Origin of the sequence: Paenibacillus sp. FSL H8-0283, assembly GCF_045040675.1 — a bacterium.
In the GTDB taxonomy this organism is placed as follows: Bacteria; Bacillota; Bacilli; order Paenibacillales; family Paenibacillaceae; genus Paenibacillus; species Paenibacillus amylolyticus.
This window is the reverse complement of record NZ_CP150295.1, coordinates 1,106,418-1,132,574: the sequence shown is the minus strand read 5'-3', so window position 1 is coordinate 1,132,574 and position 26,157 is coordinate 1,106,418. Positions and strand designations below refer to the sequence as shown.

Sequence of the window (26,157 nt, the reverse complement as noted above, 5' to 3'; positions counted from 1 at the left end):
GACTGAGTTAACTATAGAAAATTTGAATGAATCGAATCGATTCCGTTATGGTAAAATGCAAGAAAACTCTATTTCATACTTAACCCATAAGAGAAGAGGAATTAAAAGATGACAACGGCTGCCGTTACGATTCATCCTGCCACAGAAACAGACCATCCAGAGATAGTAGATATCCTTGTTGCAAGTTACGCCGAGTATCGGGAGACATTTGAACAAAATGAACGTTGGGAGGCTTACCTAAAAGACATTAGAGAGTCTGTGGTTAATCCGTACCTGACACAATTATGGATCGCCAAGATTGATGATCAGATCGTTGGTACAGTTCAATTATTCGAAACAGCACGCAAGGCTTATCCAAACTTTGAATTGCCGATCGATTATCCGTTTATTCGGCTGTTGGGTGTTGATCCAAAATGGAGAGGTCACGGGATTGCCAGAGTATTGCTCCAGCAATGCGTAGATTCTGCCAAAGAGATGGGCAAAAATACGGTGTACTTATATACGGGCGGTCAGATGGTTAATGCCATCCGTTTATATGAGCGTTTTGGATTTACAGAGGATAAGGAATTCAGCTCCGAGAGTGACGGAGGCAAGGCGATCTGTTACCGTTTTGATTCCTAGTGGAGGTTAACAGCAACACGGGATCAGGGAGCAGAGAATGAAATGTAAAACAGACCGATCATCTTCATGACGGTCTGTTTTACATTTATAAATGATCAATCAACATTTGAAATGACACTTCGCTACTGATTTTTTAACCGCCAATCTCCACCAAAATCTTCGCATGGCTCTTGTCGCTCATTAACAGCTCAAGCCCTTCCTGCACGATATCGTCCAGTTTGATTTTCTTGGTGATAACCTGTTTCACATCGAGCGACCCTTCAGCAATTAATGAAATCACTTCAGGGAAAATGTGGCGATATGCCAGCGTTGCCGTTAGATTCGCTTCTTTGACCAGAAGATCGAAGAAGTTCACTTGAAGCGGATTTGGAATCGCTGCGATGACAACAACTTCTCCACCTTTTTTGACAACCGCAATGGCACTATCCATCGTTGGTTGCACACCTGCTGCTTCATAAGCTACATCAATGCCGCCCGATTGTTGCAAGATCACCTCTGTTGCATTGACTTTGGCACTGTTCACCGGAACCGCTCCCAGTTTGACTGCCAGGTCCAGACGTTCCTCAAATACATCGACTGCATAGATTTCAGAGGCTCCTGCTGCTTTGGCAGACAGAATGGTCAATAATCCAATTGGACCTGCTCCATATACGGCTACTTTGTTCCCCACTTTCAGCTTGCTGTGACGAACCGCGTGAAAGGCTACGGCTGTAGGCTCTACAAGCGCACCTTCTTCGAAAGATACGTTATCCGGTATGGGATGAACCATGTATGCCTCAACAACAACATACTCCGCAAAACCACCATCACCATTCAGTCCAACGAATCCAAATTGAGTACACTGGTTGTAACGTCCCTGAATACAGTACTCACATTTTCCGCAATGGTACAACGGCTCTACCACAACTCTATCCCCTACACTAATACCGCTTACATTACTCCCCAATTCACTTACGGTTCCTGCAAATTCATGACCCAGTGTCAATGGTGCTTTCTGTCCTGAGAGCGGATGATTCTCGCCTTCTTGAATACCCACACCATGATGATAGGCATGCAAGTCACTGCCGCAGATCCCTGCATATTCCACTTTGATTTTGACCTGACCCGCTTGAGCAACCGGAACCTCCCGCTCTTCCACACGCACGTCTTTATGGGCATACCATACTGCTGCTTTCATGAAGTTCATCCCCTTTGTATGATTGTCTATATATTATATCGCTGTTCATGTATTATTCATATTTATAGATACTAATGTTAACATTAGTTGTATTAATGCTAAACGGAGATGAAATCATGAATCTGGAACAGCTCGAATATGTCGTTGAAATTGCGAAAACGCAGTCATTCTCAGCCGCCTCGGAACATCTACATGTCACACAATCGGCGATCAGCCAATCGGTTCATCGTCTGGAGAAAGAATTGGGTATCATCCTGTTCGAACGCTCGCGGCAGGGAACTCATCCTACTCCCGAAGGCAAACAATTCATTGCCAAGGCACTGGACATTTTGCAGCGGATTGATGAATTAAAATCCCTGAACGCCGAAGCCTCCTCTCTTAGCGGAGAGCTTCATGTGGCTACTTTTCCAAGTGTCATGCCCTATCTTGTCCAGTCTGCTGCGGATATGAAGCGTGAGCACCCGCAACTTAACATCTCCATTGAAGAGAAAGGGTCCATGGAAATTATCGAGGATATTCGCAACAACAAAACCCATCTTGGCTTTATCGCGATCTACGCCAAACAATTGCGGGAATTCGATGGACTTCACTTCAGTCCCATGTACTCGGGCAAGCTGGTAGTTGGTACTCATCACCTGTCTGAACTTGCCAAGCACAGCCGTGTTACACCGGATCAATTAAAAGAACACAAGCTGGCACTGTATCGAGATGGTTTCATCGAAGACTTCATCAAGGAATTCACCTATGATCATGGACCTCTGTCCATTCTGTTTAAAACAAATAATTCAGAAGCCATCAACATGGTGTTAAGAAACGATATTGCCGCCACGATTGGTCACGACTTTTCCTTTCACCAAAATCCCTTATGGAAAGAAGGTCTGGTGAAGATGGTAGAGATCGCTGGAATCGATCAACCCAAAATGCAGATTGGCTTCGTACAGACGGAGTCCAAGGAGTCCGCCGTAGCTGCAGAGCGATTCGCCCAACGCTTCAGACAGGCGATAGAGCTGGATCATTTAAAAGTTTAAATTTAAAAAAGTGCTCCACCCTTTGAAGGAAGTTTGGGATGAACACCAACTTCTCCAAAAGTGGAACACTTTTCTGACTATCTCTTGCGTTACTATTACTACACCTTACTCAAACTATACTTTAACTTTACGTACAGCTTCACTCATCTCGTTCGTCTGCTGCTCCAGCATTGTGGAGGTCTGTGCCACCCTGTTGAACATGGCCGACTGTTCACGCATTAAGTGATAGATTTCATCTGAATGATCCGACACCCCGGCTGAGATCTGCGAGATCGTATTGACGGAGGCAGCGGCCTCTTCCGAACCTGCCGAGATTTCCTCTGCCGCAGCGGAGACTTCCTGAATGCGACTGGTTACCAGTTGGAACGCGTCAACTACATGAGCGAAAGCTTGCTCCGCTTCTGCGGTAATTGTAACCCCTTGTCCAATCTCGGTTGCAGTAACCCCCATCTGTGAGCCAATCTGCTGTGATTCTTGTTGAATACGAAGCAGCAAGTCGGAGATCCGTTCCATGGATGTGCTTGAGGCCTCAGCAAGCTTCCGAACTTCATCCGCCACAACCGTAAAACCTTTGCCGTGTTCTCCTGCATGTGCTGCCTCTATGGATGCATTAAGCGCAAGTAACTTCGTCTGACTCGCAAAGTCACGAACCGTGTGCAGGGCACCACCAATTTCCTGGGAGTAGTTGTTCAGCACCTGAACCATCGCTACAACTTCACTTGAGACATTTGAGATGCTCTCCATCTGTGTTTTCATCAGTGTCATGCTCTGTTTACCGGACTCCGCCGTAGAAAGCGCACTTGATGCCGCATCCGATACAACCATCGAGGATTCGGATATATCCGTTATGCCTTTTGCGATCTCTTCCATCGCATGCGCGCTATCGCTTGCACCCTGCTTCTGCGTATGTGCACCCTGCCTAATCTGTTCGACAGATTGATCAACCGTCTTGCCCATCTCAAGCATCTCTTCGGTACTGCGATTAAATTCCTTCGTTGATTCCGATAAAATATCTGTGGTTACTGCTACGCCTTCAACCATGTTACTCACAATCTTATTCAAGTTACCAGACATATGTATCATCGCTTGATATGTTGTTCCAATCTCATCTTGGCTGCGCAAACGATACGACGTCAAAATTTGGTTCGCTTCTGCAAGCTCACCCTGTGCCATTTTTTCCACACTCGCCTTCAGCGGTTGAAGTGGCCGCAGTCCTCTTACGATAAACCACGTGACAACAGCAATGCCTATAAGTGTAATTAGTAGCAACAAGGCATAGAAAGGGATACTCGATTTCATAATATCCGATTCTATACTTCCGATCACCGATACCGCCGTATCGATACCAATTACACCTCTTACAGCGCCATTACTATCCAGCATGGGAGCGTAAGAGGAAATATAGTCGCCGTACTCCTCATTGTTAATGATCGAAGAACTGGCTGTTTGCCCCTGCAACAGCTTCTGAACAGCCTCCTGAGGGACATCCGTAACTTCATTAATCGGTGAGGCTTTATCTGTATCCTTCATACCGTCCACCATAATAAGTGGCGTACCTTTGTCATCTATTTTGACGAAATACACATACATTGCACCAATGCTTACGCGAAAGTCATCCAGTTCATCACGAATCTTCAAGAATTCGTCATTCTCCTTGGGGTCCTTGGCAAACTCGGCATAAGATGCTGTATCCAGCTGATTCACATAACTCTGAGCAATCTGGATGTTGTAACTCGAAATGGCCTCCTGCGCAGCTAGTTTCATATTGGCCACCTGTAACAGCATGCTTCCAACGGCTATAATCGTAATGACCAGTGTGACTACTGCAACAATGCGCACAACCAAACGTTTTCTAAAAAAACCAATCATCCGCTCCTCTTCCTCTCCCGTGAACCCAAGCCTTTTTGACTAGGCGCTACCCAAAAAACGCATGCTTGAAGCACTATGTATGGGAAAATAGTAAACGAATATGTCGAATTAGGCAAGAAAATATTGGGTTTACATAAAAACGCTATCATGGCTGTGGTAGCTTTGTTCATTGGAACAGTATTAGGAGTTTTGTGTATACACTATTGAGTTAATAGGTATCTCGGATTGGCTTATTGATTTACCAACACATATACCAATGCTTTTTTTATTCATTAACGAACTTGAGATTTGTATTGAAACCACTTCTATTGAAAATTCTTTATTGTCGGGTGTTCGTACAAAAATATAATTATTGATTCGCTTTTTAATTTGATCATGGCTCAGATTATCAAGATCAGGATTGATTCCCACTAAAATAGTGCCATATTCTGACGATTCAAAAATATCTCCAACATTCATTAATTTATACATATTTACAATCCCTTCTCCTTCTATCTATGTTGAATATAAAGTTCGTTTTTTACATCCTTTACACGGAGATCTGCATTTTTCAATCTCGTAATCGCATCTCTGAGTAGTGTCATTCTCTCTATAGAAGTTAACTCTGGGGCAAATCTCGCTGCTCTTATACTGGCTTGTGCTTCGTCCAACGCAAAATTTCGCGCATACGTTGCATCATCAAGATTATATAGTTCAAAAGCTTTTCCGCTTTTAAACGCTTCATAATGTCCAATAATCTCATGAGCTATAGTAGCTCTACCCGAAACACGTGTATTCGCACTTAATGTGCCTATTCCAAGAGACTCTGCTGGTAAAACATCTGTATTGATATACAGTCTGTCATACATCATACCGGTATTCCAATGTTCTCGAAATACTATATTCTCTTCCGGAAAACCTAATCTTACAGAGTAACTAACCAATTCAGTTTTCTGAGCATCTGTTAGTTCTATTTCATTTCTTAAACCATCTGATGAAATTTGTCGATAATCCCCTGTCCCCGCCTCTTTTTCCTTCTCCAGATACTCGGAAAACTTAGAGGATTCTCTCGCCTTTTTACTCTCAGCAATGTTATCCAGAACTCGAAGGCGTTGATCTTTATGTCCATTAAAACTACCTGTTAACTGCCCTGTACCAGGCGGACGATTGAATGAATTAATCTTCGCGCCGCCTCCCGACGAAGTCAGAAGATTATGCGGCTTGATCATCGTGGAGGCATAACCCCCTCCAACCATTAGACCTCCCAACCCAATCATATTTGCCCAGTGTTCACTGGACCAGGCATTGGTCGGAAAGGTGGCTTCCCGTATCGTCCCATGGATACCAAATGTGAGCCAGTTGGCAGCATCATTCGGGGAGTTGAATGCTTTATCCGCCCTGTCTACATACCCCTGAACAAGACCACTTGGAATACCAAATGTCCAATAATCCAGAAAACCACCTACACTATCATAACGCTTTTGATATCGATCATCCGCAGATTGCATAAAGGCTTGTCCCAATTCGACTAAACTATCAGCAGACTTCTGAAAAGCATTACGGGTGTCGGTTGCTGGTGCCCTGCATTCACCTGGCGGTGGTGGTACGCAACTCACATCATAGGATTGTACAGCTTGCTGATCAGCAAGTCTGAATTTCTCCGCATGCCCTTCAAGCTCTTTGGCAATGGATAAAGATAGTGAGACAAAGTCATCCATCACCCGCTGCGCAACCATAAAATCAACATAAAACCTTTCCTTCGTACTACCATCCCACTGTCTTTCGATTTCGAATAAATGTTGTTTCAAGATGTTATTCATCTGAAAAACCTGATTCTGAGCTGTTGTAAATTGTTTCGAGACAGATATCAACTGTTCAGGAGTTACTTTTATCGTTGTCATGTGAGACCTCGTTCTAAATATATTTCGTTGTTATACGAACATTTGTTGTTTAGAATGCTATAAGATTCATATGTACAGATGGGCTTTTATTATAAAGTGAACACAGATCTTTTCGTAGAGACTGTCGATTTATTTATCTAGTTCGTATTACCCCTAATTTGTCCCAGATATAACAAAAACAGATCTTCCAGTTCCGAAATAAAACCATTACCTTACTGAATACAAAAAACACCCCGGCGCAAGCGCCGAGATGTCATGTTGTTCTACATTTGTATACTACCCATTCATACTAAACTGTTTGTTTATTCGTCCTTCTGAATCGAATCAGGGACCAGATAATCAGCAACGCAAGCACGGCAAGACAGATACTAATGCTGAACCGATTACCTTCATCAAACACAAACATCACCGCAATTACACTAAGACATAGTACAACAACTCCGGTTATATAAGGGAATCCCCAAACTTTGAAGGTCGGTTGAACCGGATATCTCTTCCGCAGTTTCAACTGTGATGAGGCAATACAGATCCACACAAGGATTACGACAAACCCCGGAACTGCGAGCAATACGCGGAACAGTTGATCCTGCGCGAACAGGCCAAGCAAGGAACCTCCGAGCAAAACCACTGAGCACACCAGAAGTGTGTTAACAGGGCTACCATTGCGATTCGTCTGTGACAATGCCTTCGGAGCTTCCCCACCCACTGCCATGGAGTGCATCATCCGGGATGCACCATAGATCCCTGAATTCGCAGCAGACAGAACGGCAGTCACCAAAATAAAGTTCATTATGTGTGCTGCTCCCGGTAGTCCCGTGGATGCAAGCACCTGTACAAATGGACTGCTCTCCGGCCCGATCTCATTCCATGGGATAAGACCACAGATGATGAGAATCGGCAAGGTGAAGAACAGAATAATTCTGAGCATGAAATTGCCCACGATTTTGGGCATAACCTTTTCTGCATTTTCCGTCTCGGTCAGGGTCAGACCAATCAGCTCCGATCCCCCATAGGAGAACATGACCACAAGCAGTGCCGAGAAGATCGATGACCATCCGTTCGGGAAGAATCCGCCTGCTTGCGTATAATTTTGCAGATATGGCGTGTTATCACTTGGGATAATGCCAAAGATCAATCCTGCACCCAGGAAGATAAAAATAATGATCATGGCAATTTTGATCCCGGCCAGCCAAAACTCAAATTCCCCAAACACACCTACACTTAACAGATTAACCAGTATAATGAACGCTGCACAAGCCAGACTCAGCATCCACAGCGGTACTTCACTGAACCAATACTGCAAAAAACTCCCGGCGGCAATCACCTCAATGACACACACCGATAACCATAGAAAGCAGTACATCCATCCCATAACAAAGGATACTCTGCTACCAAATGCCTCCTGCACGAAGTCTTTCATATTTTTGTTCTTGTACACCGTAGCCATCTCCGCCATCGCGGCCATAACAACCAGCAGCAATAATCCGGCAAAAATGTATGTGACAATAACGCCCGGACCCGCGAGTCCAATCGTCTCTGCACTGCCTTTGAAAATTCCCGTTCCAATGACACCACCCATAGCCATAAAACTGATGTGTCTTGGTTTAAGCTTCTTTTGTAGTGTTCCTTCTGTCTGAGCCAATTCAAGTCCTCCTGATGTAAAAAACGTCTGTAATGCTGTCTTGTTTCATAGACATAATGTCCAGTATACCCTATTGTCCATCAATCAGCCCAGAAGTTCCTTATGGCCAATTCATCCCAAACATATATGGACATAACCTATGTTTTATACCCCACAATGGCACGAAGCAATCTATGTACAATCCAGGTTAGCAAAATGTACCCTGCCCCATAGATGAACCAAGCGCCTATGTTACTACCCCATGTTGAAAGATCACTCGCGATATACAACAAAGGCAGCATAAAAGATATAACCAGAGCTACCCAGAGTCTAAACCAATTGGCAAAATAACTGCATACTCCAAGCACCACAGCAATGATGGGACATAACACCAAGACAGCAAACAGCGGATTCATATCATCGAACCACCAGTAAACCATGCACGACTCCCTCCACATTCTTCGTCACAAGGCCACGTTGTTTTAATGCTGTATTATTTAGTTTATTTTACTCTTGTTCCATCTCTTAAAATGTACGATATGTTGCAAAATAAAAAAACCAGCATCCTGTAAAAAACAGAATTCTGGTTTCTCATGCGATTCCACTTAGATTGTTTTTGTCATAAACGTGCTGTTCGGGTCCAATATATAATCTGCGAATGGTTCGCAATATTCAAATCCGAAGTCTTCGTACAACTTCCGTGCCGGGATAAACGAATCCATTGAACCCGTCTCCAGACTGATTCGCTTATAACCACGGTCTGTGGCAACCTCCATAATATGCGCCAAAATTTTTCTCGCTACGCCTTTTCTCAGATGAGCCGAAGCGGTACGCATCGACTTCAACTCTGCATGCTCTGGATCAAGTTCTTTGATAGCCCCGCAGCCGAGCAAGTCGTCCCCTTCCCAAGCACACCAGAAAGTAATTTCGGGCTCCTTGAGTCCGTCCAGATTCAACGCATGAATACTTTCTGGAGGCGAATCTGCTGCCATCCCTTGCAAGTGCTCCGCAATTAAAGCCTTAACTTGGACTCCACTCAAATCATCCACTTTGATCTCCATAACGTACCACTCCCGCCGACATTTTTATTGGTTTTATCACTGAATGTATATCAATCATTTCATCTTACTACCGTGTTAGGTTTTATGACAAGATGTTACTTATATCCACTGAAATACGCTATTGTGATTCACCTATAATTTCCAGTATGATGAGGCTATCATATGCCAAAGGGGCGAGGTCTATTGCGAAATATACATAGAGTTAAACGTGGAACTAAGGTGAAGCAAGCTTAACTTAATTTAAAGGAGAACCCTATGACACTCACTACGGATAACCTGTTTTATAGCAAACGATTAAAGATGACGCCACCACGCTCTGAAGACGTGCAGACCATGTTGCAATGGAACGAAGACCCGGAGTACCTTCGGAATGTGGATACTGACCTGGCCATTCCCTATTCGGAGAAACAGTTGGAGGATGAGGGCGAAACGAAGAACAAGGAAGTTTACTTCAGACTTCGCACGCATGAAGAGGATACGCTGATTGGTTTTGTCGTCATTCATGGCATTGAATGGAACAACCGCTGCGGACAGCTTGCCATTGGCATCGGACTTGCCAAACATTGCAACAAGGGATATGGCACGGAAGCGTTGAATCTTATTTTACGATATGCGTTCCATGAGATGAATCTGGACCGAGTTGGTCTCGATGTCATCGCCTACAATGCCAAAGCAATCCGTTCCTATGAAAAGGTTGGTTTTCAGTTGGAAGGTCGGGCACGCTCAGCTGTATATCGTGATGGTAAGCGTTATGACCGCTTGATGATGGGAATCCTAAGACCAGAATGGGAAACACACAATCAGATCCATACGGAGGGTGAACAAGTATGACCAAGAATGCAGAAGTTACTGCGTTTATTGAACAGATTCAGATCCCCTGGCAAGTAGAAATCGCTGAACAATTGCGCCAGTTAGTGCATGATACCATCCCTGACGTACAAGAACGCGTACAATACAAGAAACCTCATTTTTTGAAAAACGGAAAGTACGCTGCGGTCATCTCGCCTTCCAAACAAGCCATGTCTTTCACCATCTTCAATGCAACTGGACTCGATCTCCCCGATGGGATATTTGAAGGCCCGGAAGAACGAAAAACGATCAAACTCAAGGAAAAAGATACGCCGGACTATGAATGGTTGGCTGATTTGTTAAAGCAGGCATCTGCGGAATTGTAGACGGGTCTAGTAAAGAGGCACATACGCCGAAGTAGTAACTTAGGTAGTAATGTGTGAGTGGTAATGTGCGGTTGGAGTATATGGGGTGAGTTTGGGTTTGGGCCAAGCGCTAACGAATCGGACATACCTTATATCGCAGTTTTAAAAACATATGAAATTCTAACGAATCTCAGCATTCTTATTACAGAAACCCCTTCGATTTTCTTCGAAAAACCATGACAATTGGAGAAATAGAGTGGCTATGATTCGTTAGAATTCTATACTGCTGCAAATTCACCCAATAAGACGTGCTAGGTTCGTTAGACTGTGTGAGTACGACAAGCGGCCTCTGCACGTAGAAAAAACAACCCATTCTCACTCTGGCGGCTAAATAAATAGCATAAACGACTGGCTGTAGCAAAAATATCTCACATCCATCCTGCGCAGGGCAAAGGGGCATCCCATGAAGTTCCAAGAACTTCGGGATGCCCCTTGGTTATAGTCTGTCTACTACTGTCATTCCAACCTTAAAAGCGGTGTAATATCATAATAAGATGACTGCTTATAATTGCTTATAATGTTTTATACTAGCTTCCACCATCAAGATTGCTGGTACGATACGGCGGTCATCTGACATGGCTCACATATGAACATGTAATACATACCCTCACCATATTTCTCAACCTCGCCCCAGTCCAGTTGTGCGACAGCCTTCATTCTCGTGGAACAGCGTGGACATGTTGGGTACTCCGCATCTTGAACCCATCCCGGATGGCCGCCGACCTGAGATAACGATGGCTCCATCGCCCACTCACTGGCATGGAATGCATGACGCGATGCATTCGCAATCCGAAACTGCTGGCCAACATCCGGTGCAAGTTTACCATAGTCGTCCAGGTCAATCTCGTCCATTCCCATAGGCATGACATTATGTGAACTCCATAACGGTTCCCCTGCCGCGTCCATCTCCATGTAAACCACACCGTAACTGCTGCATATCACGCAAGTCCGTATCTGAAGTTGCTGAGCATGCCAAGAAACGTCATTCAATGCTGGATGCTTAACATCCAGACTAATTAAGGTGGTTAACGCATTGCCACACCATGGACAGCAATTGGTGCTAGGGTTCAGCATCGATAGTGAACTTCCGGTTAACTCCACGTTAGGTCCTTCATTCTCTTTTACTTTATAGAGTGAATAACTTGGGGTGATGAATAATTCCCTGCGCTGCCCGTCTTTTGTAAGCTCCCAACCAGCTTCAGTGGTGTAATGCTCAGGTGCCACGTATAATTCGTTCGCCCAAGATGGAGGAGATTGTCTCCACTGCCGGAACTGCCGCACGACAACATCATCTCCGATATGGGCCAGCATGAGCAATATGTGGTTCCGATTCTCATCATCGGTATTCACCTGCTGTAAGAGATGATCACGAACCTCACCCGAGGCACTTTTATACAAAATGGCAGGATAATAGATCTCTTGTTCCAGCACCTCAGGAATTTCGGCAGTCAACGATATATCATGGTAGCAGACCAGATATACCAGAATGTCTTTGCCCGTATCTTCATCACCTGTACAAATCCGTTGCATCGCGTAATCCTTCATCTGATCTTGTTGCTCTACAGACAAAGATAGATATACCTGTTCCTCGGATTGTTCATAGGGCGTATAACGAATTAGTGGATCGCGAACCTGAGGTTTGTGCATGATTTTCAAAATTTCGACTGGGTCTGTAATACCTGCATACAAGTTCACGTCACGTCGATTCGCTTCAATGTATCTCTGACGCTCCTCGCGTTCCATCTCCTGCTTGCAAGGCATACAATAACCACCCGTTTTCAACGCTGTTGCTGGTAAAATGGTATTTGCACACCCTTCCCGTATACACGGAATTCGTTCTGTCATCCCTCCACCCCCTCTACTATCTGCTCGCTTCATCATGCCATGACAAACACGCCACAACGTGACGTGCTTGTCCCTTACTCCATATTTAAATACCTGCGTGTACCATAAAGGAAAATACGAATCAGTGATGTCCCAACTGGTCCTTGGTAAATTCGTAAAAGGCAAGTGCATCTTCACTGCTGGCAAAACCTGCCTGAGCCATCTTTTCACTACCTCCACCTTTGCCTTGATAGGCTCCAAGATTACCTTTGAAGAAAGGTCCACAAGCCCATTCAGGCGGCTGTCCGTTCTGTGCAAGAACCACTTTGGCCTCTGAGATGCTGGCGAACAGAACAAGACCCTCATGGTCTGCCGTCAGCTTGGTAGCCAGGCTCTGCATATCCTTGAGTGATTTGTTTTCAAAGACCTGAGCAATCACCAGCCCTTGCCGAGCGGCCAGAAGTTCCTCCGCATAATAGGCATCATTGGTTGTTTTCACTGCATTCAGCTCGGTTTGTAGCTGTTTTTGCTCCAGTTCCATTTTCTCAATACGCTCCAATAATTCGTCCTTGCTGGTCTTTAATTTAACCATGATGCTATTGAGCACGTTTTGTGTAGCTGTGAATTCATTCAGCGCCCTTGTTCCACATTTGAAATATATGCGGGTACCGCCCTTCACTTTTTCGGTTTTCAACAGTTTGATGATCCCAATCTCACCTGTCGCCGACACATGCGTTCCACCGCAGGCGTTATACTCCACACCCTCGATCTCGACGATGCGAATGTCTTCCGTTACCGTAGGTTGCTTCACCAATGGTAACTGTGCAGCCTCTTCTGCTGTAACCCAAGACGTGTTGATGCGAGCGTTACGATAGATCTGACGATTCACTTCTTGTTCAATGGCGGTTAATTGATTCGCTCCCAGTTCAGCCGTAGCCACATCAATCGTGTCATACTCCGTACCGAGATGGAAACTGAGGGTCATCGCTTCAGTCAGCTTTAGAGTGATTGCCGATAACAAATGCTGACCCGTATGCTGCTGCATATGATCGAATCTGCGCTCCCAGTCAATCTCACAATGTACCTCAGTCTCTTCAGGGGTGCGTTCCAGCTTATGCCATACTTCGTCATCTTCAATGTTCACATCCAGAACAGCGATGCCACCAATTTGTCCCAGATCACAAGGTTGTCCGCCCCCATGCGGGTAAAAAGCAGTCTCCGCAAGCGTGACATATACACCGTCTTCCTTGTCTACTCTGTCTGTAATCGTTGTATGCCACTCTCTTGTATAAGCAGAGTCATAATAGATTTTTTGCGTCATTGAATCATCCCGATCCCTTCTCGTTCAAATGGGTTTTCATAATCTCCAGATTACACTATCTGGAACCCTCAAGCCAATTTATGGCATAGAGTATCCCCTTTTTCTATCCAAAAGATTACTCTGTGAGCGAAAATAGCAATTTATCGAGAAAGGAACGTTTGCAGGAAGATGCTTCTGGTAAAGGCTTATCATTCTATGATGTTTTTAAGATAAACTTTCAAACTGTCTTGTTCGACTTTAATAAAAAAAAGCAGAGTGAATAATCACTCTACTTTCTGAAAACCATTTTAACAAACAACTTTTCATTAAATCTTGTAGCTAATAGATCGCTATCGGCCCGTAAGGACCATCAATAATTTCAATTTTCGTTTCAAAAATATCTGTTAAAATTTCGGGGTCCATCACTTCATCTACGGTTCCAAAAGCGGCGATTTGACCATCTTTCATGGCACATATTCGATCCGAATATTTGGCGGCAAAATTGATATCATGCATAACCGTCAGAATGGTTCTCCCGAATTCATTAGCGGCATATCTCAAATGCTCCATCATCCGAACAGAACGCGCAACATCCAGATTGTTCAAAGGCTCGTCCAAAAGTACATATTCCGTCTCCTGACACAACACCATAGCTACATAGGCTCTTTGCCTTTGACCACCAGAAAGCTCATCTAGATATCTATTTTCCAGAGCAGTTAAGTCTAGAAAATCAATATATTTAGAAATAATAGCTTCATCCTCATCCGTTAATCTTCCCTTAGAATAAGGAAAACGTCCGAATCCGGCAAGTTGTCTAACGGTAAGCCTTGTGACAAAATGATTTTCTTGTCGTAAAACCGTTATAATCTTGGCCAGATCCCTTGATTTGGATGTGGAAACATCCATATTGGCAACCTTGATCTGACCTTCGTCCAAATCCAAAAGTCTTCCGATCATCAGAAGTGTCGTCGATTTCCCCGCACCGTTGGGTCCAATTAAAGAAGTAAGACCGGCTTTGGGTATATGAATATTCAAAGGGCCTATCTCTACCTCGGCTGCATAGGTTTTTTTGACATTATTGATCTGTATCATAAAGAACCCTTCCTTAAAATCACAATTAAAAATGTTAGTCCGCCAACCAATTCTATAATAATGGAAACAACACCTTGGGCATTGAAAACATGATTCATAACAAAGTATGAACCGGTTAAGATCACAAACCCTATCGCCAGTGCCATTGGGAAAACATATCTGTGATCATAGGTTTGCGCGGCCTGATAACTCAAAATCGCAACTAAAAATCCATAGAATGTAAGTGGTCCAACCAAAGCCGTCGAAATGGCCATCAATATGGAAACCAGGACCAGCGTATAAATCACACTACTTTGATGTTTAGTTCCCAAGGAAGTCGAGACATCCTTACCCAGCGATAACACATTTAACCTCTTTGCATTAGCAAGTAGCAGGATCGCTGCAATGATGACGATAGGAATCGCAATCGGGAAATAGGCAGAATCCGCATTATTCACGGAAGCAAACATTCTTGCCTGCAAAATATCAAACTCGGACGGTGCAAGAAGTCTTCTCATAAATGAAGATACGGATCTCAGCCCGGTCCCAATGATAATACCGACTAGAAGCAGAAGTTGTAAATTTCCGTATTTTCCGGAAAGCAGCCATCCATAAAGGATTAAACACATGATGACCATTGCAGCAACTTGGTATAAAAAGGAATCAACGCCACTAAAATTCACAAATACCGTAGCACCAAGGAAAAATATAGTACTCGTATGAATGGTTGAATAAATAGCATCAAAACCTAAAAGAGACGGAGTTATAATTCTGTTATTCGTAATCGATTGAAAAGCAACCGTGGATAAACTTTGGCAAATTGCAGCGATCAGCATTGAAACCAGAGCAACTACCCTTCTTGTAACAACAGGTATGAAAGAAGGCGAAGACACTGGGACCGGATTATTATAAATCAGCAGCCCAACTGATGCAAAAACGCCCAGAACAATTAATGTTATCAGCAAAATCCAATAGCGCTTTTCTTCTTTCTTGGTACGGAAGGCTCTAGCTGATCTTTTTTTAGGACGACGGCTAGAATCGATTTCGATATTTAGTGGATTTCTACTTGCTAAGTCGCTCATCTTACCCTCCTTGTTGACCGCCTTTGTCTTAACAAAATGACAATAAATACGACGGCTCCCACTGTTCCAAGGATCATCGAGACAGGTATTTCAAAAGGCATGATGATGACACGAGACAGGATATCACACACAATGATGCTGCCCATCCCTAATAAGCACACCCATGGCAAATTGCTCCTGAGATCGTCACCCCTAAACATGGAAACGATATTGGGGACAATTAACCCCAGAAAAGGCAAGTTCCCAATGACAGCTGCAACGATTCCAACGGCCAGTGAAATAAGCGCAGTACCCAAAAGAATGATCCTGTCATAATTTACGCCAAGACTAGTAGCGACATCTTCCCCTAGTCCGGCTAGTGTCAGCCGATCAGCAAAAACAAATATAAGAATAGTCACCAATACAATAAGCCATAAATATTCATACCTGCCAATTTGCACAGATGAGAAGGAGCCTGCAAACCAGCTTTCGATATTTTGAGTCATTTGGAACACAAGCCCCACGAAAGTTGAAAATGCAGAAATGACAGCTCCAAGCATCATTCCAATAATCGGGACAACTAAGGACGAACGGAGCTTAACTTTCTTTAGAAACATAAAAAAAATCATCGTTCCTATAAAAGAAAAAATGATTGCACCAGTCATTCTTAGCGTTAAGCTCGGAGCAGGAAAGACCAGATAAATAAACATGATCCCCAGTCCTGACCATTCCATTGTTCCGGTTGTGGTAGGTTCCACCAAGCGATTCTGTGTAATAAGCTGCATGACCAGTCCTGCCATTGCCATGGCGGCACCGGTAAGCATTAATGCAACAGTTCTTGGGACACGAGTAATGAAGAACATCTCCATTCCATCCGCTTGTCCTCGTATGTCATAGACTCCAATAAGCAGTGATGTAATGCCTAAAATAATAGTGGCTATAATCGCAATGATAAAAGGTATGGTCCATAGCTTTTTCGGATTATGACGCTGGGGTTGAGAATTCTCAACCCCAGCTAATTTTGGTATTAAATTTTTCTGCACTGCAGCATACTCCTTTTTACTGTTTAGCTAAAGCTTTCGTAAGGTTGTTAATCAACTCCAAGAAAGTTTCGATGGATTCATTGGTGTACGTATCGTTTGGAGCATAAACGATTTGTTTTTGAGTAATAGCAGTGGTGTTTTGCAGAGCGGGTGAATTATCAATAACGTCTTGAGCCGGAACGGCAACTTCTTCAGCAGATACAGCTGCATCCCGATCCAGTACGAAAATCCAATCCGGATTACTTTGGGCAATCGCTTCAACAGAAATATCATCACCTTGATGATCAGAAGATGATTTGTCCACTTCTAGTGCCGGAACCCAGCCAAAAATGTCATACAATGGTCCCCACACACGTCCAGTAAGAGGAGCCGAGAAACCGATGTTTCCACCAGAAACAACAACACTCATAATTTTATCTTCACCGTTATAAGCGGCCTTAGCTTCTTCAATAGCTTTATCAAAATCAGCAATCAGTTGGGCAGCTTCTTCTTGCTTCTCGAAAACTTTTCCCAAATTGGTTGTTGCATCTTTAAGTCCATTAACAAAGTTTTCTCCAGGTGATGCTGTTTCTTCAAGCTCAATATTAAGGTCAATCACTGCTGCATCAGGTACTAATTTTTTGATGTCTTCATAGTAGCTAGCAAACCGTTGACCAACAATGACAAGGTCAGGCTGTATTGATGCCAATAGTTCAAGGTTTGGTTCGCGGTGATTCCCAATATTTTGTACCGATTCATCAGCCACATATGGTGAATCCGCAGGCATTACATCCTTCGGCGCTGCTGCCAATTTGACGCCCCAAGTGGACAGAGTCTCAAATGTTCTGTTATCCAGAGCAACGACCTTCGTTGGATTTACAGGCACAGTTACCGTTCCATGAGCATCCGTAATTTCAACTGTTGTAGCTGTAGATGTATTTGCAGCATCGGAAGTTGTAGCCTCTGTATTCGCAGTATCCGTCGTAGCAGGTTCATTACTTGAACAAGCTGCCAACACCAAAGTTAAAGCTGCAACCATGATAAACATTAATTTTGAATAAATAGACTTTCTCATTTAATTTATATCCCCCTAGATTTAGAAAATTTGGATTCCAACGCAGCGTACTGTGTTGGATAAACTCAGTATCATATACCTCCTCAGACGTAAATTTTAGAGAAAAACTTAACCCCTTTTCACTGTAGTGCTGAGTAACAAAACAACAAATGATAGTGATTATCAATATCAATAGGTTATATTATAACAAGTTAGAAGGCATTTTCAACAACCTAATTGTTTTAATTCATGGCGAAATTATGAACCAAATATTCCATTGTATGTATTTATATGCATAAAAATCGACATTTCAATACAAAAAAAGAAGCATCACTGTGTGATACTTCTTTTGCGGTAAGAACACTTTATATTTTTATATTTCTCATCGAAATGATCTGATTTTTCACCAACATTCTTATTTCATCGACTCAGATAATTCTGTGAAAATAACACCCAGCGCATACGCACCAGCATCCGGGTAGCCCAGACTACGATCGCCGACGGCACCTGCACGTCCCATACGTGCCACGATGTCTTCCGTTTTCTTCGCACCTTCAACGGCTGCTGCTGCACCTTTGGCAAATGCTGTTTTGAAGTCATCGCCAGACTCCGCACTTTGAGTCCAGGAATCGGCACACGGAACGAGTGCATCAATCAAGGTTTTATCACCTACAACGGCACCACGTCCGAAGGAACGTTCTCCTGTAGACTGAATCCCTTGCACCGCTGCATGGATCATCTCGGCGAATTCAGCAACGTTTAATTGCTGTTTATCCCCTACTGCTTTGCCAGCCGCACGGAATGCCGAACCCCAGATTGGGCCGGATGCGCCGCCACAATATTCCATGATGACCAAGGAACATGCATCGAGGAATGATCCGATGTCTTTTTTATCTTCGTTAATGATGTGATTCCATTCGCGTTTCAACTGGCGGAAGCCTTTTGCCACACTCATACCAAAATCGCCATCACCGGCATGGGAATCCAATTCACAGAATGGTACTTCATTCTTGATGATGATCTCACCCATTTTATCGATCAGATAGACGACATTGTCCAGTGAAAATTGATTGCCTTTGATGACCGCAGCTGATGCATCCGTCTCCACTTCGTAAGATACAGGAGCGTCTTCACCCACAACAGCTTCCAGCGCTTCGGAATACGCCACTTGTGCTGCTGGAGGGCCGGATACTTTAAATGCAGGTGTATCACTTTCCTTGAACAACAGCGTTTTTAGTTCATCATCCAGTTTCAGGATCGTAACCGACGCACCCGCCATATCGATACTTGTCATGTAGTTGCCTACAAACGTAGTAGCGACCTTCAGACCTGCATGTCCAGCAAGCTCACGCTGAACGGAATTGTTGAGCAGATACAGTTCTTGCAGTGGCGTTGCACCAAAACCATTCACGAGCACCGCAATCTCAGCGGATGCATCCTTATCCAGCTTCATGTCTGCGAGCAATGCTTCGACCATACGTCCTGCCAATTCATCAGCCGATACGATTTTCTCCCGGCGAATCCCTGGCTCACCATGAATCCCTACGCCGAATTCCATCTCATCTTCAGCAATTTCGAATGTAGGCGTGCCTTTGGCGGGCACCGTACAGGATGTGAATCCAAAACCAATACTGCGCACGTTCTGAGCTGCTTTCTCAGCAACGGATTTCACATCTGCAAGACTGCGGCCTTCTTCGGCTGCTGCTCCGGCAATCTTGTGAACCAGTACAGTTCCGGCAACACCGCGACGTCCAACGGTATACAAACTGTCTTGTACAGCGATGTCATCCTCAACACGCACATACTGTACGTTGATGCCATCTTCTTCAGCCAGATGTGCTGCATTTTTGAAGTTCATCATGTCGCCGCTGTAGTTCTTGATGATCAGGAGTGTACCCTTGTTGCTGGCTGTTGCCTTGATCGCTTGATATACCTGGATTTGGGAAGGAGATGCGAATACATCTCCACATACAGCTGCATCCAGCATGCCTTTACCCACATAACCAGCGTGAGCCGGTTCATGTCCACTGCCGCCGCCACTGATCAGACTGACTTTATCCGCCTGGATCTCTCTGCGTTTGATGACTTTATATTTTTTCAGAAATTCAAGCTCCGGGTGGGCAAGCGCAATCCCGTTGCACATTTCCATAACAACATGTTCGGCCTGGTTAATAATTTTCTTCATTATTTTACCTCCCGGCGAGCTGCTTTGTACTCACGGCCCATGCGATCAGCCGCTGCAATGGCAGCAGCCACTTCAGGAACGGTGATTGGGAATGGCATCGCGTGAATGGATTCTTCCGGAATACAAGCGATCTCTGCCACTTTCAACAACTCTTCCTGACTAATCGTATCTACACCGATATCCGCCAAGCTGATCGGCAGTCCCACTTCGAGACAGAAGTCCATGACTTCATGGAGCTCTTCGGTTGGTGCATTTTCAAGGACGAGTTGTGCGATTGTACCAAACGATACTTTTTCACCGTGGAAGAAATGATGTGTGCCTTCCAGAACAGTCAAACCGTTGTGGATTGCATGTGCTGCGGCCAGACCGCCACTTTCGAATCCAAGACCAGACAACAGAATGTTGGTCTCAACGATATTTTCCAGCGCCTGAGTCACGACGTTGCTGTCACTGGCTACTTTTGCTTTTGCACCGTCAGTCAGCAACATTTCATAACACAGTTTTGCCAGTGCAAGCGCCGCATTGGTACCCACAGCAGATGGTGTATATCCTTCGCGGGAACCCATTGGCAGACTTGCGTTTACACGGGAATAAGATTTCGCTGTTGCTCTTGCTTCGAAGTATGTAGAGAGCGCATCTCCCATACCGGATACGAGGAAACGTGTTGGTGCATTAGCAATTACCGTTGTATCAACGAGTACCACACTTGGGCTTTGTTTGAAGTAAGCATAGTCATCAAAAGAACCATCCGGTGTGTACAATACAGCGGAGTGACTTGTCGGTGCGTCTGTTGCCGCAATCGTTGGGCAGATGATCAGTGCTTCGCCTTCAGCTACACATTTAGCCGCATCAATGGCTTTACCACCACCAAGACCGATGGTAGAGTCACATCCTTTTTCCTTCGCGATCGCTTGCAGACGAGCAACTTCCTCACGGGAACATTCCCCTTTAAAACCGCTTTCAACAAACGTAATATTAAATTTCTCGGCTGTTGCATCCAGCTTAGCTTTGACACGCTGTACATCATCGGGATGTGCAATCAGCAAAGCAGATTCTCCGAAGGATTTAACAAAGTACCCCAGGTTCAACAACTCGTCTTCGCCTTGTACATATTTAGTTGGGCTGATAAATGCTTTTCTCATAATATTATATGCCTCCTAAGGATATGAAATAGTGTAGTGATTACATCAAATTTTAATTTCTTACAATTGACCTTAATATAACGCATGAGCAACAGGTTTGCAGTGGACTTTGATAACAAATTATTATAATTTACAATCGTATTTTTTTGCTTTTTGGCACAATCATGGTATCTTATTGTCATGAGATGGTTGAATTTTGACCTCCCATTATACATTACCCGTCATCATTACATCTTAATATGTACAACTTGCTAACTTTTAACGGCCTAAATTATGAATCTGGTTAGCCTATGGAGGTTGCACCAATGATCAAAGAATATCTGCATATCAATAAAATTCTGGACCTTAATAAATGGAAGCGTCTACAAGATTCTCTCGCAACAGTAACCAAACTGGCGATCCTCACCGTTGATTATAAAGGCATTCCCGTAACCAGTCACAGTAGCTGTCAGGCTTTCTGCCAGAATGTCCGTAAAGACCCCGAGTTGCTCCCTTACTGTCAAAAATGTGATTCACGCGGTGGTCTGGAAGCGGTCCGGTTGAATGAACCTTATGTGTATTTATGCCATTTCAATATTATTGATATCGCGATTCCAATCACGATTGATGGCAAATATATCGGTGCCGTCATGGCAGGACAAGTGAAACTCGCCGATCCGGAAAAGGGTAGCGACTTGGAGCAAATTGTCACGTCCAAAAACGTACCCATGCATGCAGCCAAGCTGGAGGAATTAAAGGATGATTACGCCCAGCTACCTGTGATGACCTATGAAGAGATTGTGAAAATCTCTAACATGTTATCCCTGCTCTGCAACTACATTGTGGAAGAAGCGCTAAACAAAAATCTGTTAGTTGAAATGTTCGAAAAAGCTTCAGGCAGTCAGGAGACTCTAAACCTCTCCACCATTCTGCCGGGTTATTCCATTCGTAATATCGAGTCGATCAAAAAAGAGATGACCAATGCGATAGCGGATGCTTATCTGAAGAACAGCCCAAGTGACACGGAAAGCTCCAGCCCGGTGCTTCAGCCTGCTTTTGAATACATTCACAGTCACAAGAGTGAACAAGTTTCACTCAAACAAATGGCCGATCTATGCCACCTGAGTCCGAGTTATTTCAGCAGACTATTTGCCAAGGAAACGGGTGAGAACTTTACTACCTACCTGGCTAAACTCAAAATTAAGTGGGCCAAACAATTGCTGGAGGTCACCGACATGCCTGTCTCACAGATCAGTGATGAGCTGGGATTTAATGAATCGGGATATTTTATCAAAATATTCAAAAAGTTCGAGGAAATTACGCCTGCTCTCTATCGCAAATACCTCCAGGAGAAGATATAGATTCACTGATACTTTTTTCGTATCAAAGATGAGGTTAAAAGATATTTCACCTATTAATCTGCCATTGTTACAATGGAGTCCAGATGACTTAGGGAGGCGACATGAATGGAATATCGCAAATTAGGAAACAGTGGATTAACCGTCAGTGAGATTTCACTCGGCAACTGGATTACGCATGGAGCGCAAGTCGAGGATGGAATAGCAGAAGCTTGTGTGCGAACCGCATTGGATGCAGGTATTACCACATTTGATACCGCAGATGTGTACTCCAATACCAAGGCAGAGTCCGTACTGGGACAGGCTCTTAAGGATATACGAAGAGAAAGTATTGAACTATGCACCAAAGTCTGTCACCCAACCGGCACAGGTCATAATGACCGCGGACTTTCACGTAAACACATCATGGAAGCCTGCAATGGTTCATTGCGGCGGCTACAGACGGATTATATCGATGTCTATTACGCTCACCGTTATGACTACAATACTCCGCTGGAAGAGACTTTTCTGGCATTCTCCGATCTGATGCGTCAGGGCAAAGTTCATTACATTGGCGTAAGTGAATGGAACGCAGATCAGATTGCAAGAGGAGCCGCTTTGGCGCGGGAACTTCATGTCCCCTTCATTGCAAGTCAGCCCCAATATTCGATGTTGTGGCGTGTGATTGAGCAAGAAGTGGTACCTGCAAGCGACCAAGCAGGACTTGGACAGATTACATGGTCTCCTCTGGCTCAGGGTATACTATCAGGCAAATATGCGCCTAACGAAGCATTGCCCACCGGATCACGTGCAACTGCTGAGGCAGGAGCACCCTTTTTCAATAAACTGGCTGGTCAGTGGCTACGTGAAGATGTTCTTACCGCTGTGCAACAGCTTGTTCCACTCGCTAAAGAGATTGGTCTAACTCTCCCCCAACTCGCTGTGGCGTGGGTTCTACAACATTCGTATGTCAGTTCCGTTATTATCGGTGCATCCCGGCCGGAGCAGGTACTTGAAAATGTAAAAGCTTCTGGTGTGAAACTGGACTCTGCGATCATGTCTCGTATTGATGAAATACTGAATCCGTGGATTGAGCGTGATCCAGCCAAGACGGGTTAAACACATTCATCAACAATGCCCATAAAGCGGGACACTACTTCCTGATTCATATCCGTCCGCCATGCCGTATACAACGGTACGGAGGGCGGATTTTCTTGTAATGGGAGAAAGACTACACCCTTACGCTGGAACACATCCACCGAGGACGGAACAATGGAAATGCCCATGCCAGCCGCAACGAGATTCACAATCGTATACATTTGGATCGCTTCCTGCGTAATTCGAGGATCTACGCCATGCTCCCTGCAATAATCCAGAACGAGACGATGGAACGGAGAACCCAGATGCCGTGGGAATAAAATAAAATCTTCGTCCGCCAGTTCTCGAATTGAAACTTGAGTCTGAGAAGCCATCGGGTGATGATCTGGCAATACGGCAATCAACGTTTCCATCTGGCAGGGGCGGAACGAAACATGACGAGTATCTTCCTCATATCGCAAAAATCCAATATGGATCTGTCCGTCTTCCAGTGCCTGCAATTGTTGGGATGAAGTCATCTCACGCAGCGTCAATTCAATCTGAGGATACGCAGCGCGAAATTTCCTAAGAACATCCACCATAATGCTCCCCGAAGCCGAATCCACAAAGGCTATGGTTATATGCCCGATGATGCCCTGATCTGCTTTTTGCGTAAGCTGAATGGATCGTTCGAGCTGGGCCATAATTAGCCTGGCCTGTTCCAGAAATACCGCACCTGCCGGGGTGAGACGAACCATTTTTCTGGTGCGCTCCAACAACTTCACGCCAAGCTCATCCTCTAAATTCTGAATCTGCTGGCTCAGCGGTGGTTGCGTCATATTTAATTTTTCCGCTGCACGGTGAAAATGAAGTTCTTCTGCCACCGTGATAAAGTATCTTAACTTCCGAATATCCATAAGCCGATTGCGCATCCTTCCGTCTACCTTGTTAATTCATCTGTTCCTGAACCCAGATTGCCGACTCAGCCAGCATCGTCATCAATTCATTAAAGTCCACAGCAATCTCCCGCAGAGGAGTTTCCCCTGCATCGTGGATCAACATCAGCACCTTGCCTGAATTTTGATCCAGTATAGCCATACTTCCTTCACCAAATCCACCAATCGGGAAAGGCTGGAGGTCAGCTGGCAGCTCGTATTCTTTCTCATATTCACGGTATACTTCCAAAAAATCCGGATAAGCCCAGCTCAGTTCTTTCACCGAATACAAGGCAGGGTCGCCGAAGTTACATGCACCGAACTCAAGTAAAAGTGCGCGATACGCTGCGGGCAGTTTTACATTATGCTTTTGCTCAAAATCCTCAATGCTCTGTTGTTTCTCAGGAGTACACCCATCTCCCATTGTTGTATCGTAGGCCTTCACCAAAAGATCACGAATCGGTTCCAATTCTATCGACGTCACTTGAACTCCCCCTTAAGGTACTTTTCTCCACTGATCAGCCGTTGTGAATTCAATAGTTCTCCTTGAAGCGCAACACCTTACCCAAAAAAGAGTCGAACATTAAAATTAACTTTTTATCTCACCTGTTTACGCAACTCTTCATCCAGCCATTCCAGTGCTGCACGCAGCTTGTCCTGAGGAACTTTCTCATAACGATCACCCGTAGACAATTCAAAGGCACAGCTGTTCCCACTTGTTTTGTTCAGATATGAAGTCAATCCTATGCCATACTGTTGAGCCATTTGCACAAGAATTGGTTCAACTTCGGCAGCAGCGAGCGCAAAGTGCACATGAAACATATTGGATACCGGTACCTCGGGTAAGGTATGTATCCCGTGACACGCATTCAGTAGGGAGGCGAGTTCTTGAGCCTGCTCGTAATACAACTCCATTTTGCCAATCCGTTCATTGTAATAATACTGAGAACTCAGAATATACGGATACAGGCCGATCAGATCTCCACCGTGCCGACGTTTCCATACTTTCGATTCTTGCATCACATCCGGATCACCCGCCAATATAGCCCCCGCAATACCTCCAATGCCTTTATAAAAGGATACATACACCGTATCAAACAAACTGCAAATCTCCGCAGGTGTTTTCTGATAATAGGGAGTAATCTCAAACAGGCGTGCCCCGTCCAGATGCAGCTTAATCCCGCGTTCACGGCAATAGGCCGAGATCGCTTCCAGTTCTTCATACGCAGGTAATTGCCCACCAATCTCGCGTTGCGGAAGTTCCAACAGCAGACAGGCAATGTCCTGATCAAGCGCTTGTACATCTTCCAAACGAATCAAACGATCCTTGTCCGCAAGTAAAATTGATTCAATCTGATGCAACTCTTTCAGTCCGTCTTCCTCATGGATTTCAAGATGACACAGAGGGTGGTAAGCTACTCGCTTTACTCCTTTGCGATCACACCAGATCCGTAATGCAATCTGCTGCGCCATCGTTCCACTTGGGAAAAACACCGCCGATTCCTTGCCGAGAACGTCAGCCATCTGTTGCTGAAATTCTTCAATAAGGGGGCCGTTGCCGTAGTGGTCACTGAACACCTCTCCATCGATCTGGTCCAGTACGTTCTGAAGTACCTTCACTTGGCGACTGCCATGACCAGCTACAATAAAGTCTGCCTCATTAAATGCATCAGCCAACGTTAACTGAGTTTCTTTCAAG

At 44.6% G+C, this 26,157-nt stretch carries 24 protein-coding genes; 6 read left to right on the top strand and 18 right to left on the bottom strand.

Going from position 1 to position 26,157, the window contains the following annotated elements:
- Nucleotides 1-108 precede the first annotated feature (108 nt).
- Nucleotides 109-621, top strand: coding sequence for a GNAT family N-acetyltransferase (locus MHI52_RS05095; RefSeq protein ID WP_405158598.1), 513 nt, complete (start codon nt 109-111; stop codon nt 619-621).
- A gap of 133 nt (nt 622-754) precedes the next feature.
- Here the strand turns inward: MHI52_RS05095 and MHI52_RS05090 are convergent, their stop codons facing one another.
- Complete coding sequence (locus MHI52_RS05090) at nt 755-1,798, bottom strand: 2,3-butanediol dehydrogenase (protein ID WP_405158597.1); 1,044 nt, start codon at nt 1,796-1,798, stop codon at nt 755-757.
- 116 nt (nt 1,799-1,914) lie between these two features.
- On the opposite strand from MHI52_RS05090, the gene MHI52_RS05085 reads away from it, so the two are divergent.
- On the top strand, nt 1,915-2,826 hold the full coding sequence (locus tag MHI52_RS05085; RefSeq protein ID WP_340019325.1) for a LysR family transcriptional regulator: 912 nt from the start codon (nt 1,915-1,917) through the stop codon (nt 2,824-2,826).
- A gap of 114 nt (nt 2,827-2,940) precedes the next feature.
- Here MHI52_RS05085 and MHI52_RS05080 read toward each other — a convergent pair whose 3' ends face one another.
- The 6 genes from MHI52_RS05080 to MHI52_RS05055 all read right to left on the bottom strand — a co-directional run bounded on the left by MHI52_RS05080 (nt 2,941) and on the right by MHI52_RS05055 (nt 9,257).
- On the bottom strand, nt 2,941-4,695 hold the full coding sequence (locus tag MHI52_RS05080; protein WP_405158596.1) for a methyl-accepting chemotaxis protein: 1,755 nt from the start codon (nt 4,693-4,695) through the stop codon (nt 2,941-2,943).
- 180 nt (nt 4,696-4,875) lie between these two features.
- Nucleotides 4,876-5,154 (bottom strand): hypothetical protein, encoded by a 279-nt coding sequence (locus MHI52_RS05075; RefSeq protein ID WP_405158595.1) that lies wholly within the window; start codon nt 5,152-5,154, stop codon nt 4,876-4,878.
- A 32-nt stretch (nt 5,155-5,186) separates the two neighbouring features.
- Entirely contained in the window at nt 5,187-6,575 is a 1,389-nt protein-coding gene (locus MHI52_RS05070; RefSeq protein WP_405158594.1) for a WXG100 family type VII secretion target, read from the bottom strand.
- A gap of 289 nt (nt 6,576-6,864) precedes the next feature.
- Nucleotides 6,865-8,217, bottom strand: a complete 1,353-nt coding sequence (locus tag MHI52_RS05065; protein ID WP_076253463.1) for an amino acid permease — start codon at nt 8,215-8,217, stop codon at nt 6,865-6,867.
- A 137-nt stretch (nt 8,218-8,354) separates the two neighbouring features.
- Nucleotides 8,355-8,636, bottom strand: a complete 282-nt coding sequence (locus MHI52_RS05060) for a hypothetical protein (RefSeq protein ID WP_405158593.1) — start codon at nt 8,634-8,636, stop codon at nt 8,355-8,357.
- Between the two features lie 165 nt (nt 8,637-8,801).
- Complete coding sequence (locus MHI52_RS05055; RefSeq protein WP_405158592.1) at nt 8,802-9,257, bottom strand: GNAT family N-acetyltransferase; 456 nt, start codon at nt 9,255-9,257, stop codon at nt 8,802-8,804.
- Nucleotides 9,258-9,512: 255 nt separating this feature from the next.
- Here MHI52_RS05055 and MHI52_RS05050 point away from each other — a divergent pair, with 255 nt between their 5' ends.
- Entirely contained in the window at nt 9,513-10,088 is a 576-nt protein-coding gene (locus MHI52_RS05050) for a GNAT family N-acetyltransferase (RefSeq protein ID WP_405158591.1), read from the top strand.
- Nucleotides 10,085-10,432: a DUF1801 domain-containing protein gene (locus MHI52_RS05045; protein ID WP_047841734.1), complete on the top strand. Its 348-nt coding sequence runs from the start codon at nt 10,085-10,087 to the stop codon at nt 10,430-10,432. The genes MHI52_RS05050 and MHI52_RS05045 overlap by 4 nt, the downstream gene beginning before the upstream one ends.
- Before the next feature lie 579 nt (nt 10,433-11,011).
- On the opposite strand, the gene MHI52_RS05040 is transcribed toward MHI52_RS05045, so the two are convergent.
- The 8 genes from MHI52_RS05040 to MHI52_RS05005 form a co-directional block, all read right to left on the bottom strand.
- Nucleotides 11,012-12,316 (bottom strand): DUF1963 domain-containing protein, encoded by a 1,305-nt coding sequence (locus tag MHI52_RS05040; RefSeq protein ID WP_405158590.1) that lies wholly within the window; start codon nt 12,314-12,316, stop codon nt 11,012-11,014.
- Nucleotides 12,317-12,437: 121 nt separating this feature from the next.
- On the bottom strand, nt 12,438-13,616 hold the full coding sequence (locus tag MHI52_RS05035) for an alanyl-tRNA editing protein (RefSeq protein ID WP_253505808.1): 1,179 nt from the start codon (nt 13,614-13,616) through the stop codon (nt 12,438-12,440).
- 318 nt (nt 13,617-13,934) lie between these two features.
- On the bottom strand, nt 13,935-14,687 hold the full coding sequence (locus MHI52_RS05030; protein ID WP_101314621.1) for an ABC transporter ATP-binding protein: 753 nt from the start codon (nt 14,685-14,687) through the stop codon (nt 13,935-13,937).
- Complete coding sequence (locus tag MHI52_RS05025; protein WP_405158589.1) at nt 14,684-15,748, bottom strand: iron chelate uptake ABC transporter family permease subunit; 1,065 nt, start codon at nt 15,746-15,748, stop codon at nt 14,684-14,686. The genes MHI52_RS05030 and MHI52_RS05025 overlap by 4 nt, the downstream gene beginning before the upstream one ends.
- Nucleotides 15,745-16,755: an ABC transporter permease gene (locus MHI52_RS05020; RefSeq protein WP_372238406.1), complete on the bottom strand. Its 1,011-nt coding sequence runs from the start codon at nt 16,753-16,755 to the stop codon at nt 15,745-15,747. The genes MHI52_RS05025 and MHI52_RS05020 overlap by 4 nt, the downstream gene beginning before the upstream one ends.
- Nucleotides 16,756-16,786: 31 nt before the next feature.
- The gene (locus MHI52_RS05015) at nt 16,787-17,824 is read right to left on the bottom strand and encodes a siderophore ABC transporter substrate-binding protein (protein ID WP_405158588.1); all 1,038 of its coding nucleotides are present in this window, start codon (nt 17,822-17,824) and stop codon (nt 16,787-16,789) included.
- Nucleotides 17,825-18,218: 394 nt separating this feature from the next.
- A complete protein-coding gene (gene dhaK / locus MHI52_RS05010) occupies nt 18,219-19,988 on the bottom strand; it encodes a dihydroxyacetone kinase subunit DhaK (RefSeq protein WP_405158587.1) in 1,770 nt (589 codons plus the stop codon).
- A complete protein-coding gene (locus MHI52_RS05005) occupies nt 19,988-21,130 on the bottom strand; it encodes a glycerol dehydrogenase (protein WP_017690500.1) in 1,143 nt (380 codons plus the stop codon). The genes dhaK and MHI52_RS05005 overlap by 1 nt, the downstream gene beginning before the upstream one ends.
- 305 nt (nt 21,131-21,435) lie before the next feature.
- Between MHI52_RS05005 and MHI52_RS05000 the strand changes: the two genes are divergently transcribed.
- Both MHI52_RS05000 and MHI52_RS04995 read left to right on the top strand, forming a co-directional pair.
- Complete coding sequence (locus MHI52_RS05000; RefSeq protein WP_405158586.1) at nt 21,436-22,470, top strand: PocR ligand-binding domain-containing protein; 1,035 nt, start codon at nt 21,436-21,438, stop codon at nt 22,468-22,470.
- A gap of 105 nt (nt 22,471-22,575) precedes the next feature.
- On the top strand, nt 22,576-23,565 hold the full coding sequence (locus tag MHI52_RS04995) for an aldo/keto reductase family protein (RefSeq protein WP_405158585.1): 990 nt from the start codon (nt 22,576-22,578) through the stop codon (nt 23,563-23,565).
- Here MHI52_RS04995 and MHI52_RS04990 read toward each other — a convergent pair.
- The 3 genes from MHI52_RS04990 to MHI52_RS04980 form a co-directional block, all read right to left on the bottom strand.
- A complete protein-coding gene (locus MHI52_RS04990; protein WP_405159354.1) occupies nt 23,562-24,440 on the bottom strand; it encodes a LysR family transcriptional regulator in 879 nt (292 codons plus the stop codon). The genes MHI52_RS04995 and MHI52_RS04990 overlap by 4 nt on opposite strands.
- A gap of 31 nt (nt 24,441-24,471) precedes the next feature.
- Nucleotides 24,472-24,942 (bottom strand): SMI1/KNR4 family protein, encoded by a 471-nt coding sequence (locus tag MHI52_RS04985; RefSeq protein ID WP_127550479.1) that lies wholly within the window; start codon nt 24,940-24,942, stop codon nt 24,472-24,474.
- A gap of 113 nt (nt 24,943-25,055) precedes the next feature.
- Nucleotides 25,056-26,156, bottom strand: a complete 1,101-nt coding sequence (locus MHI52_RS04980) for a threonine aldolase family protein (RefSeq protein WP_405158584.1) — start codon at nt 26,154-26,156, stop codon at nt 25,056-25,058.
- Nucleotide 26,157: the final 1 nt, after the last annotated feature.

Coding starts and splice junctions, on each gene's coding strand:
- MHI52_RS05095 (WP_405158598.1), top strand. CDS start 109: ATGACAACGGCTGCCGTTACGATTCATCCTGCCACAGAAACAGACCAT.
- MHI52_RS05090 (WP_405158597.1), bottom strand. CDS start 1,798: ATGAAAGCAGCAGTATGGTATGCCCATAAAGACGTGCGTGTGGAAGAG.
- MHI52_RS05085 (WP_340019325.1), top strand. CDS start 1,915: ATGAATCTGGAACAGCTCGAATATGTCGTTGAAATTGCGAAAACGCAG.
- MHI52_RS05080 (WP_405158596.1), bottom strand. CDS start 4,695: ATGATTGGTTTTTTTAGAAAACGTTTGGTTGTGCGCATTGTTGCAGTA.
- MHI52_RS05075 (WP_405158595.1), bottom strand. CDS start 5,154: ATGAATGTTGGAGATATTTTTGAATCGTCAGAATATGGCACTATTTTA.
- MHI52_RS05070 (WP_405158594.1), bottom strand. CDS start 6,575: ATGACAACGATAAAAGTAACTCCTGAACAGTTGATATCTGTCTCGAAA.
- MHI52_RS05060 (WP_405158593.1), bottom strand. CDS start 8,636: ATGGTTTACTGGTGGTTCGATGATATGAATCCGCTGTTTGCTGTCTTG.
- MHI52_RS05055 (WP_405158592.1), bottom strand. CDS start 9,257: ATGGAGATCAAAGTGGATGATTTGAGTGGAGTCCAAGTTAAGGCTTTA.
- MHI52_RS05050 (WP_405158591.1), top strand. CDS start 9,513: ATGACACTCACTACGGATAACCTGTTTTATAGCAAACGATTAAAGATG.
- MHI52_RS05045 (WP_047841734.1), top strand. CDS start 10,085: ATGACCAAGAATGCAGAAGTTACTGCGTTTATTGAACAGATTCAGATC.
- MHI52_RS05040 (WP_405158590.1), bottom strand. CDS start 12,316: ATGACAGAACGAATTCCGTGTATACGGGAAGGGTGTGCAAATACCATT.
- MHI52_RS05035 (WP_253505808.1), bottom strand. CDS start 13,616: ATGACGCAAAAAATCTATTATGACTCTGCTTATACAAGAGAGTGGCAT.
- MHI52_RS05030 (WP_101314621.1), bottom strand. CDS start 14,687: ATGATACAGATCAATAATGTCAAAAAAACCTATGCAGCCGAGGTAGAG.
- MHI52_RS05025 (WP_405158589.1), bottom strand. CDS start 15,748: ATGAGCGACTTAGCAAGTAGAAATCCACTAAATATCGAAATCGATTCT.
- MHI52_RS05015 (WP_405158588.1), bottom strand. CDS start 17,824: ATGAGAAAGTCTATTTATTCAAAATTAATGTTTATCATGGTTGCAGCT.
- dhaK (WP_405158587.1), bottom strand. CDS start 19,988: ATGAAGAAAATTATTAACCAGGCCGAACATGTTGTTATGGAAATGTGC.
- MHI52_RS05005 (WP_017690500.1), bottom strand. CDS start 21,130: ATGAGAAAAGCATTTATCAGCCCAACTAAATATGTACAAGGCGAAGAC.
- MHI52_RS05000 (WP_405158586.1), top strand. CDS start 21,436: ATGATCAAAGAATATCTGCATATCAATAAAATTCTGGACCTTAATAAA.
- MHI52_RS04995 (WP_405158585.1), top strand. CDS start 22,576: ATGGAATATCGCAAATTAGGAAACAGTGGATTAACCGTCAGTGAGATT.
- MHI52_RS04990 (WP_405159354.1), bottom strand. CDS start 24,440: ATGGATATTCGGAAGTTAAGATACTTTATCACGGTGGCAGAAGAACTT.